Genomic DNA, 14,573 nt, shown 5'->3' with positions numbered 1-14,573 from the left:
CAGCGCCATACACCTTGGCGCGGGGTGGAGCAGCCCGGTAGCTCGTCAGGCTCATAACCTGAAGGTCGTAGGTTCAAATCCTACCCCCGCAACCAAATTCCTTAGCGTTTACAAACCATTGCACGCCGCACTTCGGGGCCGCCGTTGCGTTTCCACCGCCCCTGGAAGCACCGTGGAAGCAAGAAGCGCCGAAGTCCTGCATATCGCTTCGTGAATCGACGCCTGCAATGAGCGTTGCTTCCAGTGCCATACCCTGTGACCACTCAAAGATCGAATACGTCACGCACCTGTGGCCTGATCTTCGCTGAGTCGATGGCGCCGTCTAGCCGTGTTTTTCCTGCCCGCGAGGAACTGGACGCCGAGCTGGGCGCGGCTTTTCTCTGCGCTGACCTTGCCTTGACCTCCGAGCCGGGCTAAGACCATGCCGCCTATATTCAAAGCTGGCTGAAGGTTTTGAAAAATGACAAGCGGGCGATCTTCTCTGCTGCCGCCCATGCCCAGCGTGCCGCCGACTATCTGCACGGGCTGCAACCCGTCATCGACGAGGATGACAGCAAACAATGGGTTGCCGCGTAAGCGGCAGCCTTTTCCATGGCCAGAGAAAATTAGCATCCGCCGGAGGCGGACGCACCTCCCTGCGGGTTTGAAGGGGAAAGGCTTTTTTGTGGCCTGCGCCGATGCTTGGCCGTTTTCCGGGGCAGCGAATTTCTATGATTATCAGTTTGTTGCGCGAAGTTGCTGAGTGACTTTGGCCGGTTGGCTGGCCGCTTCGGCTGCGGAGCGCAGTGCGCTCCAAGCCATCATGTCAGCATTTGTCGGTAAGTTGTTCTAGCCGTTTGGAAATCGCAGTCTGAACGGATGTCGTGATTTCCTCCGGAAAAGCGGCCTTCCCGTAAGGGCAGAGAGAGCGAGATCGGCATCCGATGTTCCCAGTCCAGCCACGAGCGGTCATAGACAAAGCTGATCGCACCCGACTTCTCGCGCAGGAGTTGTCCGACAAGCGGCGTGTTCAGGAAGACGTTCAACGGTGTGAAGCTGCGGCGGCGACCCATCTAGAAGATGTCCTCCAGGCCGTTTTGCGATCCCTTGCTTCTTGGTTGCACCTGGATTTCAAGGTCGAGCGCAGCGAACAGGTCGAAGAGCGTTTCCAGCTTGGTACTGGCGACGCCATTCTCGATCTTGGAGATGGTCTCCTGCCAGACCCCGCTTCTGGCTGCGAGGTCTTTCTGTGTGAAGCCCTTGGCCTTCCGTGCTTCACGGATGGCGTGACCGATATCTCTGGGGGTGCGTGCTAACTGCTTCATATCTTATCTCTTTCTATAAGTATGACGCAAAAATCATATTTTGTCAATATGACGAGAAAATCATAAGCCATCATTATGATCTATGTATCATAGATCGCCTTTATGGCCTCTGCATCATATCCCAGCGAGGGAAGGTCCCGTCAGAGAGACTGGGCGGGGGTGGCGCAACGGCGATTGCGCACGCGGGTGATGTTTTCGAGGGACGCCAGGATGTTGCTGCGCTCGGCTGTGCCGGTGGCCTTGGCCATCAGCAGGCGTTCAAGCACGGCGTAAAGCTCATCCAGTTGGTCGTCGGCAAGCTGCTCCAGCTCGTATATGGTGAAAAATGCGATCATCGTGATCCTCCTGTTCTTGGCATTGTCGAGCCCGAACCATTCGGGACTTCGTTGAACAGGACGACCGGCATCATCGGCGTGATGGGGACACCTTCGGGCGCAACATATGTGAAGCAGGCCTGCCCTTGTCCCGCCCTCTCAGGCCGCATGTGCCAGACCTGAATGTCTCAGAAGCCCCCTGAATGCGTGATCGGCAATACCGTCGAGAACAGGACAGTGAGCGCAGGGTCAGCGGTTTCCGCCATTCGTTGCGGGAGCCGGAGCTTGCCATCGCCCTTGGGTGGGCTTTGCCCGTACATCGCCTGAATTCCTGACCGAACGCGGTCGCCCGTCAATATCCTGCCCGCACCACACTGTCTTCGCTGCGCTACGACGCGCCGTGTTGGACATGACAGCCGCCCTTTTCCGTCCGGTCTTGCGGAATGGCATGAACGAGCCAACCCCAAACCAAAGGAGAAGCAAAATGGCTGATACCCTCAACAAACAACAGAAAACCTCGCCCCGAGCGCCCGACTTCCTCGCCTGGCACGTCACGCAAAAGGACGACAAATTCTAATGGAACAAGGTCGGTGCGGCCTGCGCGCATGGGAACCGCCGGCGTGAAGGGTCGTATTCTCACCGTCCATCTTTTCGGTGACGACGAGGTCTTCCGCCATCAGGCCTTCAAGCGAAGACATGATCTTGTCGTCGCTGGTGGCGCCGGGCGAAAATGGCAGGTGAACTGTGCGACCGGACTTCCTCACGTGTCCAGGCCAGCAAGATGGCCGCCTTGCGGCCAATGGGCGCATTCCCGACCGTCGCTGCGTTTTGCATGAACGACCGCTTTGTTCCGGGCAAGTCCCATGAGCCGGTCGTCCTGCTCAGGCGAAGGGGATCAGGCCGGCTTTCGTCGGCAAGGTCCTCTCCGAATGCCCCCTGGCCTGTTTCACCCTGCGCGAACCTTCGGCCCTGATCGGCGATGGTCGGCCTCGGGACCGCGCCGATGCGCCCTTCGGATAACGAACATCGGGGCGGGACGGCATCGATCTGAAATCCGGATCGGCAAGGCGACATGAACGTCGATTTCTCAAACGTCCGGTTCTGATTCTGGCGCTCGAGCAGGAAGGGTGCATGCCTTGCCGCTTCCGGTGCTGTTTAAGCCGATGCGGAAACCCGCGCTCCAAGACCACCGATCGCTGGCGGGCAAGACCGGCGGGCCGATCCGGTGCCCTGCCCGGCCGGGGGCGGCTACGGGATCACCGCCTCGGCGCTGGCGGCCAGAGAGACCACGATGGCGACGGTCAGCAGCACCGAGGCCGCGCCCATCACAAGCCCCCAGATCGTGACCCGGCCATCATGCTCGACCATGCCGACGCCCGCGACGAACAGCGAGATCGCCGGGAACCATCCGCTGCCCGGCACCGGCAGGAACAGGGTGAAGGCGATCACGAACAGCGCCGCTCCCAGCGCGCGTTCGTTGCGGCGGCGGAACAGGGCGGGGGTGCGCGGCCTAAGAACCCGCTCCAGCCGCCGGGTGACGGGGCGCAGCCTCAGCACGGTGCGGCGCAGCTTGTCGTGATCCAGCCGTAACCGCGCCAGCGGTCCCGGCAGGCGGACATGGCGGTAGCCCAGCATCATCTGCGCGGTGGTGACCAGCACCGGCAGCGCGGTCACCAGCGAGGATCCGGGCGGCAGCGGCAGCATGGTCATGAGCGCAAACACCACGACCGCCCAGCCGAACGAGGTCTCGCCCAGCCCCGACAGCAGGCTGCCGAGGGTCAGGTTGCCGGCATCGTGCTGATCCCGCGAGGTCCGCAGGATCGGAAGCGACAACGAAACACGTCGCCGGAAGCCGCGATTTCTGTTCATCAGGATATCCCACGTGGGCCGCTGTTACGCGATATCGCCCCCGGATGCCATGACTTCGATTGCGGGCGCGGGCAAGTGTTTGCCGGACGGGCGGGTTTCCGCATGCGGCCGGGCGGCTCGCCGTGCAATTCCGGTCCGATCCTGGCGGATCGACCCCGATTGTCCCGATATCCGGGCGCGGGGCAGCGCTGGGGGCGGCTTCGACCATGACAGCGAAGCGCGGGCGGGCTAGGGTCGCGCCGCTGGGGAGGACCCCGGAAGCGGGCCGGGGGACTGGTGAAAGGAACGGACGAATGACCGGAACGGCGGCAACCGTGGCGGCGCGCGACCCCATGCCGGGGATCGCGGCGATGTGCGCGGGCGTGGCCTGTCTTTGCGTCAACGACGCCTTCGCCAAGGCGCTGACCGAGGGCTATTCGCCGCTCCAGATCCTGTTCCTGCGCAGCCTGATCGCGCTGCCTTTTGCCGCCGCTATCGCGGTCGGGACCGGAGGGCCCCAGGCGCTGGTCTCGCGCCGCCCGCTGGCGCATCTGGCGCGGGGCGGGCTGGTGATCGCGGCGGCGCTGATGTTCTTCACCAGTTTCCGCTATCTGGGGCTGGCCGAGGCAACCGGGCTGATCTTCGTGGCGCCGATCTTCATCACCGCTCTGTCGGCGCTGGTCCTGCGCGAGCCGGTGGGCTGGCGGCGCTGGCTGGCCGTGGCGGCGGGCTTTGCCGGGGTGCTGATCGTGGTCCGTCCGGGGGCGGCGGCGTTTCAGCCGGCCTCGGTGCTGCCGGTGCTGGCGGCGCTGTTCTATGCGGTGCTGATGCTCAGCGCGCGCTGGCTCGATGCGCGCGAAAGCGTCTGGACGATGCAGCTCTGGCTGGTCGGCAGCTCGGTGCTCCTGAGCGGTCTGGCGGTCGGTTTCGTCTGGACACCGGTCCCGGCGGGCGATCTCTGGGCCTTCGGCTGCATCGCCCTGTTCGGCACGCTGGGCATGACGCTGATCACCCAGGCGTTCCGGATGGCGCCCGCGGTGGTGATCGCGCCGCTGGACTATACCGCGCTGCTCTGGGCCACCGGTTTCGGCTGGCTGTTCTGGCAAGAGGTTCCCGACCGCGCGACGGCGGTGGGGGCGGCGGTCATCGTCGCCAGCGGCGTCTTCATCATGATCCGCGAAAGGCGGGCGGCGGGCTGAGCGCCGCCCCCTCTCAGCCGGTCGGCATGATATGGATCTCGCGCAGCTCGGCGCGGGGATTCTGTTCCAGCGCATAAAGCACCGCATCGGCGACATCCTCGGGCCGGATCTTGTCGGGCTTGGGGCTGTCGAAGAACGGCGTATCGACCATCCCGGGCGAGATCACCGTGCAGCGCCCGCCCCAGTCGCGCATCTCCTCGGACATGTTGCCGCCATAGCCATGCACGAACCACTTGGTCGCGGAATAGATCGAGCCCTTGATATGGGTCCGCCCCGCGGCCGAGCCGGTCAGCACCAGATGCCCCTTCGTGCGGCGCAGATGCGGAAGGGCGGCACGGGCGGTGAACAGCACGCCCATCACGTTCAGATCGACCATCCCGCGCCAGTCCTCGGGATCGCCCGCTTCGGTGCCGGGCCGTTCGAGGCCGCGCCCGGCATTGGCGAAGGCCGCATGCAGTGCGCCGAAGTTTTCGACGGTACGGGCCACGGCTTCCTCCTGCGCGGCCGGATCGGTGGCATCGCCGGGCAGGGCCAGCGCCGCCGCGCCCAGCTCGGTTGCCAGCGCGTCCAGCTTGTCGGCCGAGCGCGCCATCAGCCCCACCGACCAGCCACGGGCGACGGCGGCGCGGGCGGTGGCGGCGCCGATACCGCTGGAGGCGCCGGTGATGAACAGGGTTCGGGTCATGCTCTGTCTCCTTCGGGTCGGGTCTGGGCCAGGACCTGTGGCGCGGGTTGCGGGAGGCAAGGCCGGGCCCTCGGCCGCGGCGGTTCCGAACGGGCGAAGGCAGCGGTTCAGGCGGCGTCGGCGAAGGGATTGACGATCTTCAGCCGCCCCTCGACGGTCAGCCTGTCTTGCATGTCCTCGGACCAGAGCCTGGTACAGCCGCTGAGAAGCGCCGCGGCAACGATCATCGAATCGCAGACCGACAGCTTGTAGCGGGCGGCCAGCGCGCGGCCGACATCATGGGTGCCGACGGTCAGTTCGACCGTCTCGCAGAAATCGCGGATCCCGAACAGGAACTCGCCCGCTTCGTCATGGCTCATCCGGGCCTTGCGGAGGCAGTTCACCAGCGCCTCGTTCAGCACCTGGACGCTGATCGTGCCGCCCTGGGCCAGCAGCGCCTCGGCCCGGTCGGCCTTGAGCCCGTCGTCCAGCAGGTAGAGGATGACGTTGGTGTCGAAGAAGTCAGCGGCCATTGGCCGCGTCGCGGCTCAGCCGGTCTTCGGACGCCAGACGGCCGCGGAACCGGCGCAGCCCCGACAGCACGTCATCGGCACGGGGATGGCGGCTGACCGCAAACCGACCCTCGCCCGAGGGCTCCAGCTCGATCCGGTCGCCCTCGCGCAGGCCGAGGGTCCGGACCAGATCCGCGGGCAGGCGGACGGCAAGCGAATTTCCCCATCTGGCGATCTGCATGGCAGCCTCTGTCGCGGCAGGTTGGATAGACATTGGAGAAGGTCTATCCTCCGGACCCGTGAGACAAGTCCCGGGCCTCTGGGCGCGGTACGATGAGGCGGGCCTCCTCTATCCCGGGTGCGTTTCCGGCGCGGGCGCGGCGCCTCGGGCCAGCGATTTGGACCATTGCATGGAACCATGTCCTGTTCCGCGGTGGGCCCGCCCGGTTTTGGATGCGGCGCTTCCGTGGCGGGCGGCGGTTCCGTACGACGTCCTTCATATCACTGCGTAAATAGGTGCGCGGGATAACCTTTGCTTCCAGTCCCGCTGGATAGAGATCGATCGCATCGATACTGGCCGGGAGCCCGCCGCCGAACGCGAGCCCTCGTACATAAACCGTGACGACGTCCAGCTTGGGCAGCAGGCGCTTGAGCTTGGCGTTCTCATCTTCCAACGCCTTCAGCCTAGCGACTTCGGAGACCTCCATACCACCATACTTGGCTTTCAGCTTGTAGAACGTCGCCGGGCTGAGATCATGCCTGCGGCACACCTCAGCTGTTGGCATGACCGCCTACTGCTCTCTGATCATCCCGATTATCTGCGCCTCGATGAAACGGCTCTTTCTGATTCGTCTGCTCCTTCGCGGTTGAGCAGACTCTCCATCAGGCTGACGAATCTCGCGGGGGGCAGGTCAATTGCCGCGCCGCAGGCGGCGGGAATACGGGATGTCAGTTTCCCCGGTATGAAACGCCGATGGACTTGCAGTCCCTGAAGACATCCGGCTTTCTGGAATAGACCGTTGCAGAGAGTGCCCCCAGCGAGAGGATGTGGTCGTGAATCCGGGCAACAAGGTCTTCCTGCGTTTCGATGAACTGCATCGAGAACGCCCTGATGAAATCCACCACCCGATCGTAGTCGAAAATATCGTCTTTTCCGCATGACCGGGAATCGACGTCGATCTCTGCACAGATCAGAACCCTTTGCGGTGTCGTCTTCTCGAAATCGTGAATGCCAAGGTACATCCGGATTTCCAGATCCTCGAGGACGATCCTGTAGCTACTCATCAAAATACCCTTCCTTCGTGAGAAAGGCCACATCCCTTGACAGTTGCATCATCGATTGCCCGCCATCGATGGTGATGATCTGGTCGTTACAACTCTTGACCTTCCAGAAGAAAAGCGCCGCATCCGCGATGTCGGACGGGAAGACTCTTCTGCCCAGATAGTTGATGCGGCTGCTTTTTTCGAAATTCTCGGCGCTTTGCTTTCCGCTGATCAGGGTAATGCTGGGCGCAATCCCGCAGACCCTGGGAAACCCCGAAAAACGCATTGCCATCATCCGCGTTGCGGCCAGCAGGGCGGTCTTGCTCAGGCTATAGGTGAAGAAGTCGGGATTCAGTGCGAAGACCTTGTTATCGAGCATGTTGAGGATCAGCCGATCCTCGGCCTCTTCCGGCTGGCGCCGCATCAGAGCCCCCAATTGGACGGGTGCCTTGAGGTTTACAGCAAGATGATCGTCGAATTGCGTGTCCTCATAGTCCATCAGGTCGTCATTGACGAACATCGAGGCATTGTTGATGCACAGATCGACCGCGCCGATCGTGGCGCGCACCTCTTCGAACATGCGCTTCGTCTCGTCGCGGTCCCGCAGGTCGGCACGGTGTATCGAGCAGATCCGCCGCGACGCATTCAACTCGTCGCGCAAGGCCTCGGCCTCGCCCTCGGACGTTCCGTAATGGACGGCGACCTGGAACCCGGCCTCGGCGAAGCGGCGCGCCAGGTCCGCGCCGATCCGCTTGGCCCCACCGGTTATCAGGATATTAGGCATGGCCAGGCTCCCTCCCGTCGAAAATCTCCGGCCTCTCCTGCATGCTGGATCGGATCATGAACATGAGATCCTGCGCGAAGAACACCCTTTCCCAAGGGCTCCAGACCGTATCCTCCGGAAGCGCGGCGGTGGCAACCACAATCAGGCACACCTTGCCATCGACGACGCGCGGCAGAGAAGAGCGGTTGAACGTACAGGCAATCGGGGCACCGGCGCGCCCTCGCGTACCCCTGCGGCCTGAAACGCCTCGATTGCGAGGGAATGGCAGACCTTTGACGACAGGAACGAGAGAATATCGCCCTGGAAGCTTTCACGCGCCATCAGCATCCACGGATGTTTCGACGAAAGGCAGGCATTGATGTCGGCGCGTCTGACAACCATTGCAATCCGCAGATCGGCTCTGAGATCGTGGTCGCTCAATCTTGCCGAAATGATATCGCCGGCATGGAAGCGGTCAGGCGAGTGAAACACCTTGATCTTGGCCGACCGATGGTCATCGATCTTCGGCGATTTGAAAAGCTGATGGAAGCCCAAGAAGGTTCTTTTCTCTTCCGGCAGGAATTTCAGCTGATGGAGGATCGTCTCTGCAGGCTTTTTCTCGGGGCTCGTGATGATCGAATGCTCGCCGAAAGGGGCTCGCCAACGAAAATGACCAGCAGAAGAGCCGGAAAGACAATGCCAGGAAGATATGCGCGGGCCAAAATCCAGTCGGGCCTGTTGTCCTCCAGAAAGGCGGGGTAAAAGCGAAGTCCGCACGTGGTCATGGACCCAACCATCGGAAATAAGGTAATTGTCCCGACCAAGACCGGCACATAAGTGGTCTGGGTCTGACTGGTGACATTTACCGAAAGTCCTTTTCGAAGATCAAACCGTGCGGAACGCCCGCTGCCAAGGCGCTTGTCATTTGGATCACGAGTGACAGGTCTAAACCTCGCAAGGCGCCGGCGCAATTCACGGCCAAGACGGGTGGGCGGTCCCGGGTGGCATGGCCCCTGAAGATCTGCCTCGACGCGGCAGGCATCCGGCGCTTGTCGTCCCTCCCGGGACCGAACGATCCCGATCCTGTATGATACGGCTTTCCATCGATCCCCCGTGCCGATCCCCCGTGCCGGTCATCCGTGCCGCGCGGGCAAAGCCGCTGGGCGAACGCGCGAAACCGGTCTCAGCTTCGGGGCAGCCCACGGCCCGGACCATGGCGAGTGCTGCGCGGGCAGGAGCCCAAAGCCGTTCGAAGGCGCGCGGGTCGGCCATGCGGCGGCCGCAAGCCGGGGGCGGCGCCTCGCCACGGGGGGGGGCAGGCCGTTCGTAACCGCGGCCCTGAAACGGCCGGCGTTTTCGGGTTCCGGCACAGCCGGGGCGACCGTCGGAATGACGCAGGACCCCGGCGATTTGCCCGCGAATTTGCGCTTGACGCCCCCGAGGTCGTCGCTTACTCAGCGCCACACTCTTGGCGGAGTAGCTCAGTTGGTTAGAGCAGAGGAATCATAATCCTTGTGTCGGGGGTTCGAGTCCCTCCTCCGCTACCAGTTCCCTCCGGAAGCAGACGGCAGAGCCGGTCTTCCGTTGCCCGCGTCCCGATCCTTACCAGCAGACAGGCGTAACCGGGGTCCGGGGCGCGAAACTTTGCCCGCGCGCCGTGCGAGGATCGCTTGCGCCTAGACATGCGCGTCATGATACCCTAGCGGTGCCTTTTTGGCCCGCCATGCTGGCGCGGCGCCCCACGGATGGTCCCCATATGATCCCGAGTCTTTCCGAAGCCCTCGCCGAACGCGGGTTCGATACGCTGACCGATGTGCAGAAGGCTGTCACCGCGCCCGAACTGGCCGAAGCCGACCTGCTGGTCTCCGCCCAGACCGGCTCGGGCAAGACCGTGGGCTTCGGGCTGGCCATCGCGCCGACGCTGATGGGCGAGGACGACCGGATGGGGCCGCCGGCCGCCCCGCTGGCCCTGGTCATCGCGCCGACCCGCGAACTGGCCCTGCAGGTCCAGCGCGAACTGGTCTGGCTTTATGCGCGGGCGGGCGCGAAGGTCGTGTCCTGCGTCGGCGGCATGGATGCCCGCGACGAACGCCGGGCGCTTGATCGGGGCGCCCATATCGTCGTCGGCACGCCCGGACGGCTGCGCGACCATATCACCCGCGGCGCGCTCGATCTGTCCGATATCCGCGCGGTGGTGCTGGACGAGGCCGACGAGATGCTCGATCTCGGCTTCCGCGAGGATCTGGAATTCATGCTGGGCGCCGCCCCGGCCGAGCGGCGCACGCTGCTTTTCTCGGCGACGGTGCCGCCCGCGATCGGCGAGCTTGCCAAGCTTTACCAGCGCGACGCCGCGCGGGTGACGACGCTGTCGCGGGGCAGCCAGCATGCCGACATCGCCTACAAGGCGGTGCAGGTGACGGCGGCCGATGCCGAACATGCCATCATCAACCTGTTGCGCTTTCACGACGCGCCCACCGCCATCGTCTTTGCCAATACCCGGGCCGCGGTCAGCCGTCTGGCGGCGCGCTTTGCCAACCGGGGTCTGTCGGCGGTCAGCCTCTCGGGCGAGCTCAGCCAGGACGAGCGCAGCCATGCGCTCCAGGCGATGCGCGACGGCCGGGCGCGGGTCTGCGTGGCGACCGATGTGGCCGCGCGCGGGATCGACCTGCCCAATCTCGATCTGGTGATCCATGCCGATCTGCCGACCAATACCGAGACGCTGCTGCACCGCTCGGGCCGCACCGGGCGGGCCGGGCGCAAGGGGATCTCGGCGCTGATCGTTCCGGACAAGCTGGTCAAGAAGGCGCGTCTGTTGCTGAAATGGGCCAAGATCGAGGCCGAATGGACCGTGGCCCCGACGCCCGAGGAAATCCTCGCGCTCGACGAAACCCGGCTCCTGGCCGATGCGCTCTGGGACGCCGAACCGACCGAGGCCGAGGCCGCCTTCGCCGCCCGCCTGCTGGCTGACCGCAGCCCCGAGACGATTGCCGCCGCCTGTCTGCGACTTTACCGTGCGGGTCTCTCGGCCCCCGAGGAACTGAACGCGCCCGCCGCGCCCGGCGCCCGGCCCGAACGTCCGCCCTTCGGGCCCTCGGTCTGGTTCGAGCTGTCGGTCGGTCGCGACCGTCGGGCCGAGCCGCGCTGGCTGCTGCCGCTGGTCTGCCGGGCCGGAAATCTCGAACGCTCGCAGATCGGCCGGATCCAGCTTCTGGCCAAGACCTCGCTCGTCGAGATCGCAGAGGCCGCCGTGTCGGGCTTTGTCGAGCGGATCGGCCCCGAGGGGCTTCTGGAAGACGACATCCGCGCCAAGCGGTTCGACGGCCCGGTCGAGGACACCCGCGGAGCTCCGCGTCCGCGGCCCGCACGCCCGAAGGCCGAAAGACCCAGGCCCGAGCAAGCCAGGACGGAGCGGGCGCCCGAACCAGCGCGCCCGGCGCCCGCCGAGGGGACCGTGCCAGCCACGTCCTCCGTCGCGGACGAGGCCAGGACAGACCGTCCCGCGCCCCGTCCCAAGCCCAAATTCGAACCGAAGTCCGGGTCCCGCCCGGAGCGACGCGACGCCCGACCGGCCGAGGCAGAGCCGCCAAGGTCGAAGGCCCCCCGGCGCGGCGCTGACAGCGCGGCCGATGCGACGAAGGGCGACCGGCCGCGCAAACCCCGCCATGGCGCCGAACCGCAGGGAGCCAGGCCGAAGGAGGGTCGCAAGACCGGGCCGAAAAGCGCCTCGAAGGACTGGTCCAAGGACCGGCCCAGGGACGGAAAGCGCCGCACGGAGGCAGACGCAGCCCCCGCCGACCGCCGCCGGGCCGATGCGGCCGACCCCTCGAAGCGACTCGAACGGCCGGGGGCACCAAAAGGAAAAGGCGGCAAGCCCAAGGGCCCCGGGTTCAAGCGCGGCGGGCCGAAGCCGGCTCCCGGCGGGGGCAATACGCCCCCCAAGCGCAAGCACTGAGCGCGGCCCGGTCCCAAGCTGAAATCGGCCCGAAAACCGGCCCGATCCGGCGCGCGATCGAATACGGCTCGCGGCAGTCTTGCGCGGCGGAAGAGCCGGGTCGCCTTCGGTGGCAGGACGACGGCCGCACCGCAACGCCCGTTGCCATCGCCGGACCGGAGGCCCTCGCCGGCCGTGGCCGGACGGTTAGCGCAAAGGGTCAGGCCACGGAGCGCTCTGCCCGGCGTTTGCCCCGCCGCTTTGCTGGACACCGTGCGGAGGCTATGCCAGAACCATGGGCACCATGCGATGCGGGCGTGGCGAAACTGGTAGACGCGCGGGACTTAAAATCCTGTTTTCTTTACGAAATTGTGGGTTCGATCCCCACCGCCCGCACCAGTCAGGATGCCCCCACCCGTACCCGAACGCGCGCAGCGCACGGGATGCTGCCAGCACCGCGGACCACGCCCGGGCTTGCGCCGTCGCGAGTCACCAGCTAGACCGCGCGGCGCAACCTGTGATGGACCGGCGTCAAGACGGATCCCACACATAGTGTGCCCGGGCTCCTTCCGCCCGGAGGGCCGATAGCTCAGGGGTAGAGCGGATGGTTTACACCCATCGACAGCGGGGGTTCGATTCCCTCTCGGCCCACCACCCCAAGATTAATGCGCGGATTTTAAAGGAAAATCGCGATTGTGAACCGCGCGAGAACAGGCGTGGTCCACATTGCCTGTTGAGGACGGACCTCCCCGCCCAACTGCGGGCGGCGATTCCATCCGCGGAATTCCTCCCCGTGGATGACGCCCGCCAGCCCATCCGCTGCCACTGGCTGCGCGACGAAGACGGCCTCGAGATCCTGATCCCGATGTGCTGCGGGGCGGCAATAGGCGGCCCGGCCGAATGCACCCGCAATGTGCCGGAGAGCCGGATCGAAGCGGCAGAGCGCGGCCGGGCTGAGGCGGAGGCTCATGTTCTGCGGCTCATGGATGAGCGGGATCGCCGCCTTCACGAGCAGGCCGGAATCTGGAGACGGAACAAGCGCCTGCGCCAACGGATCGAAGACCTGGAAACCCTGCTGGCGGCGAAGACCAGCTAACCCCAACGCCCCACGGGGCAGGCGATGAGGGCCGAAGGATTCTGCTGCGAGTGCGCCATCTGCGGGCGTACGGTTTCAGCGCCGCACAGGTTCCAAGGAACGACCATCTGGTGTTTATGCTGCGGCGTTGAGCGCGGGATTGCGCCTATAGAAGTCCCGGGCGGCTTTGAGTTCACATGCGGTGTCACGCGTGAAGAGTGCGGACTTATCCGCTTTTCCGGTTCCGGGTCGGTGATGTCGAACGATGCCCAGACGCCGGTGCGACCGGAATGGCGGATCATGAACCGGTCAGGATGGGCCTCACGCAGAAACCGGATCGCGCGGCCGATCTCGCTGTCGTCGGGATGCGCGGTGAAGTCGAGGACAGCGAGGCCCCGATGGGTCCGCAGCGCGGCATGCCACAGCGCGACATAGTCGAGACTGCAGAAATCGCCCAGCACGTGCAGCCGGATGAGCACACGGTCATGCGGATGCTCAGTCCGCGCGAGTTGTTCAACGCCCAGGGCTTCCCGTCTGACTATGTGATCGAGGGTGTCCGGGACGGGCTCGACAGCGACGAGCCAACCTTCCGCCCGTTTTCCAAGGACGTGCAGATCAGCTGCTGCGGCAACTCTGTCTGCCCGCCAGTCGCGGCCGCCATCATCGCGGCCAACTGCCAGCACCTAGCGGTGCCCATGCAAGCCGAGGAAGCGAACAATGCCTGATCGATGCGGACACGTTGAGACCTGGCGCGACCCGTGGCCATACGACGGCCCAATTCAGCGCGCCGACGGCGCCCGCCCATTCAATCACTATCTATGGCCGACAGAACAGTGGGTGGCCTCCCGCGAGACGCGGCTGAATAACACGTTCGACATGCGGATCGAGATAACTCACCTTGCCGACAAGCGATTTTTGACGTGCGGCTGGGTGCTCGGCATCGAGACCGGCACCGATTTTTACGGCCGCCCCTGTGTCTTTGACGACCGAACTGTGGCTATCCGCATCACGCATGGATCACAGAGCGCCGTATCGACCGCGCCAAAGGTCTCCTGAGCGGCCCGGCCCCACTCGTTCAGATTGCCGACACCTGTGGCTTTGCCAGCCAGAGCCACTTCACCCGCGCGTTCAAGGCTGCGACCTCGACGACTCCCGCCGGCTGGCGGCGTGCGGCAAAGGATAGCCCCAGAAACACTTAGGGCTCGAAGCGGACCTGCGGCGGCGCGGCATGGCGCCTGTGCGCCTGGCGCTACCGATTCGGGCGCTCGCTGCCGATTGCGGCCGTTCGGTCCCCCAAACCCGATCCGGCAGCAGATCACGGAAGCGGCCTTTCATCGCGGTTGCAGCCCCCTTGGATCTGCCGATAAGGGCGTGCTGACGGATAACGGTCGCGAGTTCTGCGGTACCGAAAAGCACCCATACGAACTCCATCTCGATCTGAACACCATCGAGCATCGCCGCACCAAGGTCCACACGTGGAAGACCAACGGCTTCGTCGAGTGGTTCAACGGCACGGGGTTGGAGGAGTTCTCTCGCGAAAAATGCGAGACCTTCTAAGAGGCGGTCGAGGCGGCGCTGTTGCGCAAATCAGCTGACGACCGCAGTTCCCCTTTCCCCGGACACACTTATCCCATGGCCACGGTGAGCGGGATGCCGAGCGCCGTGAAGCGGTTGAGGACCGCCGCCCGGATCTGGACTTC

16 protein-coding genes, 4 tRNA genes and 4 pseudogenes are annotated in these 14,573 nt (G+C 64.8%); 12 read left to right on the top strand and 12 right to left on the bottom strand.

Annotated elements, in window-relative coordinates; all coding sequences use genetic code 11:
* Positions 1-18 precede the first annotated feature (18 nt).
* Together C8N38_RS20690 and C8N38_RS20685 are read left to right on the top strand one after the other, a co-directional pair.
* Positions 19-95, top strand: a tRNA-Met gene (locus C8N38_RS20690).
* Between the two features lie 244 nt (positions 96-339).
* Positions 340-576: pseudogene (locus C8N38_RS20685) on the top strand (zincin-like metallopeptidase domain-containing protein); the annotation flags it as partial.
* Positions 577-800: 224 nt separating this feature from the next.
* Here the strand turns inward: C8N38_RS20685 and C8N38_RS20680 are convergent.
* From C8N38_RS20680 to C8N38_RS20660, 5 genes and pseudogenes are all read right to left on the bottom strand, one after another.
* Positions 801-1,052 (bottom strand): HipA N-terminal domain-containing protein, encoded by a 252-nt coding sequence (locus tag C8N38_RS20680; protein ID WP_108028998.1) that lies wholly within the window; start codon positions 1,050-1,052, stop codon positions 801-803.
* Positions 1,053-1,304: a helix-turn-helix domain-containing protein gene (locus C8N38_RS20675; protein WP_108028997.1), complete on the bottom strand. Its 252-nt coding sequence runs from the start codon at positions 1,302-1,304 to the stop codon at positions 1,053-1,055.
* Positions 1,305-1,444: 140 nt separating this feature from the next.
* Positions 1,445-1,639: a hypothetical protein gene (locus tag C8N38_RS20670; protein ID WP_108028996.1), complete on the bottom strand. Its 195-nt coding sequence runs from the start codon at positions 1,637-1,639 to the stop codon at positions 1,445-1,447.
* Positions 1,640-2,211: 572 nt separating this feature from the next.
* Positions 2,212-2,427, bottom strand: a pseudogene (locus C8N38_RS22075) (RNA ligase family protein); the annotation flags it as partial.
* 439 nt (positions 2,428-2,866) lie between these two features.
* Positions 2,867-3,487, bottom strand: a complete 621-nt coding sequence (locus tag C8N38_RS20660) for an exopolysaccharide biosynthesis protein (RefSeq protein ID WP_108028994.1) — start codon at positions 3,485-3,487, stop codon at positions 2,867-2,869.
* 293 nt (positions 3,488-3,780) lie between these two features.
* Here C8N38_RS20660 and C8N38_RS20655 point away from each other — a divergent pair, with 293 nt between their 5' ends.
* A complete protein-coding gene (locus C8N38_RS20655; RefSeq protein ID WP_108028993.1) occupies positions 3,781-4,665 on the top strand; it encodes a DMT family transporter in 885 nt (294 codons plus the stop codon).
* 13 nt (positions 4,666-4,678) lie between these two features.
* On the opposite strand, the gene C8N38_RS20650 is transcribed toward C8N38_RS20655, so the two are convergent.
* The 7 genes and pseudogenes from C8N38_RS20650 to C8N38_RS21290 all read right to left on the bottom strand — a co-directional run bounded on the left by C8N38_RS20650 (position 4,679) and on the right by C8N38_RS21290 (position 8,644).
* On the bottom strand, positions 4,679-5,350 hold the full coding sequence (locus C8N38_RS20650) for an SDR family oxidoreductase (protein ID WP_108028992.1): 672 nt from the start codon (positions 5,348-5,350) through the stop codon (positions 4,679-4,681).
* Between the two features lie 107 nt (positions 5,351-5,457).
* On the bottom strand, positions 5,458-5,862 hold the full coding sequence (locus tag C8N38_RS20645) for a PIN domain-containing protein (protein WP_108028991.1): 405 nt from the start codon (positions 5,860-5,862) through the stop codon (positions 5,458-5,460).
* Positions 5,852-6,082, bottom strand: a complete 231-nt coding sequence (locus C8N38_RS20640; protein ID WP_108028990.1) for an AbrB/MazE/SpoVT family DNA-binding domain-containing protein — start codon at positions 6,080-6,082, stop codon at positions 5,852-5,854. The genes C8N38_RS20645 and C8N38_RS20640 overlap by 11 nt, the downstream gene beginning before the upstream one ends.
* A gap of 358 nt (positions 6,083-6,440) precedes the next feature.
* Positions 6,441-6,689 (bottom strand): annotated as a pseudogene (locus tag C8N38_RS20635) (transposase); the annotation flags it as partial.
* Between the two features lie 100 nt (positions 6,690-6,789).
* Complete coding sequence (locus C8N38_RS20630) at positions 6,790-7,125, bottom strand: dihydroneopterin aldolase (RefSeq protein ID WP_158272407.1); 336 nt, start codon at positions 7,123-7,125, stop codon at positions 6,790-6,792.
* A complete protein-coding gene (locus C8N38_RS20625) occupies positions 7,118-7,888 on the bottom strand; it encodes an SDR family NAD(P)-dependent oxidoreductase (protein ID WP_108028988.1) in 771 nt (256 codons plus the stop codon). The genes C8N38_RS20630 and C8N38_RS20625 overlap by 8 nt, the downstream gene beginning before the upstream one ends.
* A 141-nt stretch (positions 7,889-8,029) precedes the next feature.
* On the bottom strand, positions 8,030-8,644 hold the full coding sequence (locus C8N38_RS21290) for a hypothetical protein (protein ID WP_146176346.1): 615 nt from the start codon (positions 8,642-8,644) through the stop codon (positions 8,030-8,032).
* A 693-nt stretch (positions 8,645-9,337) separates the two neighbouring features.
* Here C8N38_RS21290 and C8N38_RS20610 point away from each other — a divergent pair.
* From C8N38_RS20610 to C8N38_RS20570, 9 genes and pseudogenes are all read left to right on the top strand, one after another.
* Positions 9,338-9,414: transfer RNA gene (locus C8N38_RS20610), tRNA-Met, on the top strand.
* Positions 9,415-9,623: 209 nt separating this feature from the next.
* On the top strand, positions 9,624-11,819 hold the full coding sequence (locus tag C8N38_RS20605) for a DEAD/DEAH box helicase (RefSeq protein WP_108028985.1): 2,196 nt from the start codon (positions 9,624-9,626) through the stop codon (positions 11,817-11,819).
* A gap of 290 nt (positions 11,820-12,109) precedes the next feature.
* A tRNA-Leu gene (locus C8N38_RS20600) sits at positions 12,110-12,197 on the top strand.
* A 179-nt stretch (positions 12,198-12,376) separates the two neighbouring features.
* Positions 12,377-12,452, top strand: a tRNA-Val gene (locus tag C8N38_RS20595).
* Between the two features lie 139 nt (positions 12,453-12,591).
* On the top strand, positions 12,592-12,894 hold the full coding sequence (locus C8N38_RS20590; protein ID WP_108028984.1) for a hypothetical protein: 303 nt from the start codon (positions 12,592-12,594) through the stop codon (positions 12,892-12,894).
* A 269-nt stretch (positions 12,895-13,163) separates the two neighbouring features.
* On the top strand, positions 13,164-13,598 hold the full coding sequence (locus tag C8N38_RS20585) for a DNA cytosine methyltransferase (protein WP_108028983.1): 435 nt from the start codon (positions 13,164-13,166) through the stop codon (positions 13,596-13,598).
* A complete protein-coding gene (locus C8N38_RS21285; RefSeq protein ID WP_146176345.1) occupies positions 13,591-13,929 on the top strand; it encodes a hypothetical protein in 339 nt (112 codons plus the stop codon). Before C8N38_RS20585 ends, C8N38_RS21285 begins: the two co-directional genes overlap by 8 nt.
* Positions 13,890-14,072: a helix-turn-helix domain-containing protein gene (locus C8N38_RS22355; protein ID WP_108028999.1), complete on the top strand. Its 183-nt coding sequence runs from the start codon at positions 13,890-13,892 to the stop codon at positions 14,070-14,072. The genes C8N38_RS21285 and C8N38_RS22355 overlap by 40 nt, the downstream gene beginning before the upstream one ends.
* A gap of 152 nt (positions 14,073-14,224) precedes the next feature.
* Positions 14,225-14,409 (top strand): annotated as a pseudogene (locus C8N38_RS20570) (IS481 family transposase); the annotation flags it as partial.
* Between the last annotated feature and the right edge of the window lie 164 nt (positions 14,410-14,573).

This window comes from Rhodovulum kholense, assembly GCF_003053725.1.
Classification (GTDB): Bacteria; Pseudomonadota; Alphaproteobacteria; order Rhodobacterales; family Rhodobacteraceae; genus Rhodovulum; species Rhodovulum kholense.
This window is presented reverse-complemented; position numbering and strand designations above follow the sequence as displayed.

Coding starts and splice junctions, on each gene's coding strand:
- C8N38_RS20645 (WP_108028991.1), bottom strand. CDS start 5,862: ATGGCCGCTGACTTCTTCGACACCAACGTCATCCTCTACCTGCTGGAC.
- C8N38_RS20675 (WP_108028997.1), bottom strand. CDS start 1,304: ATGAAGCAGTTAGCACGCACCCCCAGAGATATCGGTCACGCCATCCGT.
- C8N38_RS20625 (WP_108028988.1), bottom strand. CDS start 7,888: ATGCCTAATATCCTGATAACCGGTGGGGCCAAGCGGATCGGCGCGGAC.
- C8N38_RS20650 (WP_108028992.1), bottom strand. CDS start 5,350: ATGACCCGAACCCTGTTCATCACCGGCGCCTCCAGCGGTATCGGCGCC.
- C8N38_RS20670 (WP_108028996.1), bottom strand. CDS start 1,639: ATGATCGCATTTTTCACCATATACGAGCTGGAGCAGCTTGCCGACGAC.
- C8N38_RS20640 (WP_108028990.1), bottom strand. CDS start 6,082: ATGCAGATCGCCAGATGGGGAAATTCGCTTGCCGTCCGCCTGCCCGCG.
- C8N38_RS21285 (WP_146176345.1), top strand. CDS start 13,591: ATGCCTGATCGATGCGGACACGTTGAGACCTGGCGCGACCCGTGGCCA.
- C8N38_RS20605 (WP_108028985.1), top strand. CDS start 9,624: ATGATCCCGAGTCTTTCCGAAGCCCTCGCCGAACGCGGGTTCGATACG.
- C8N38_RS20655 (WP_108028993.1), top strand. CDS start 3,781: ATGACCGGAACGGCGGCAACCGTGGCGGCGCGCGACCCCATGCCGGGG.
- C8N38_RS20585 (WP_108028983.1), top strand. CDS start 13,164: ATGGCGGATCATGAACCGGTCAGGATGGGCCTCACGCAGAAACCGGAT.
- C8N38_RS20630 (WP_158272407.1), bottom strand. CDS start 7,125: ATGAGTAGCTACAGGATCGTCCTCGAGGATCTGGAAATCCGGATGTAC.
- C8N38_RS20680 (WP_108028998.1), bottom strand. CDS start 1,052: ATGGGTCGCCGCCGCAGCTTCACACCGTTGAACGTCTTCCTGAACACG.
- C8N38_RS20660 (WP_108028994.1), bottom strand. CDS start 3,487: ATGAACAGAAATCGCGGCTTCCGGCGACGTGTTTCGTTGTCGCTTCCG.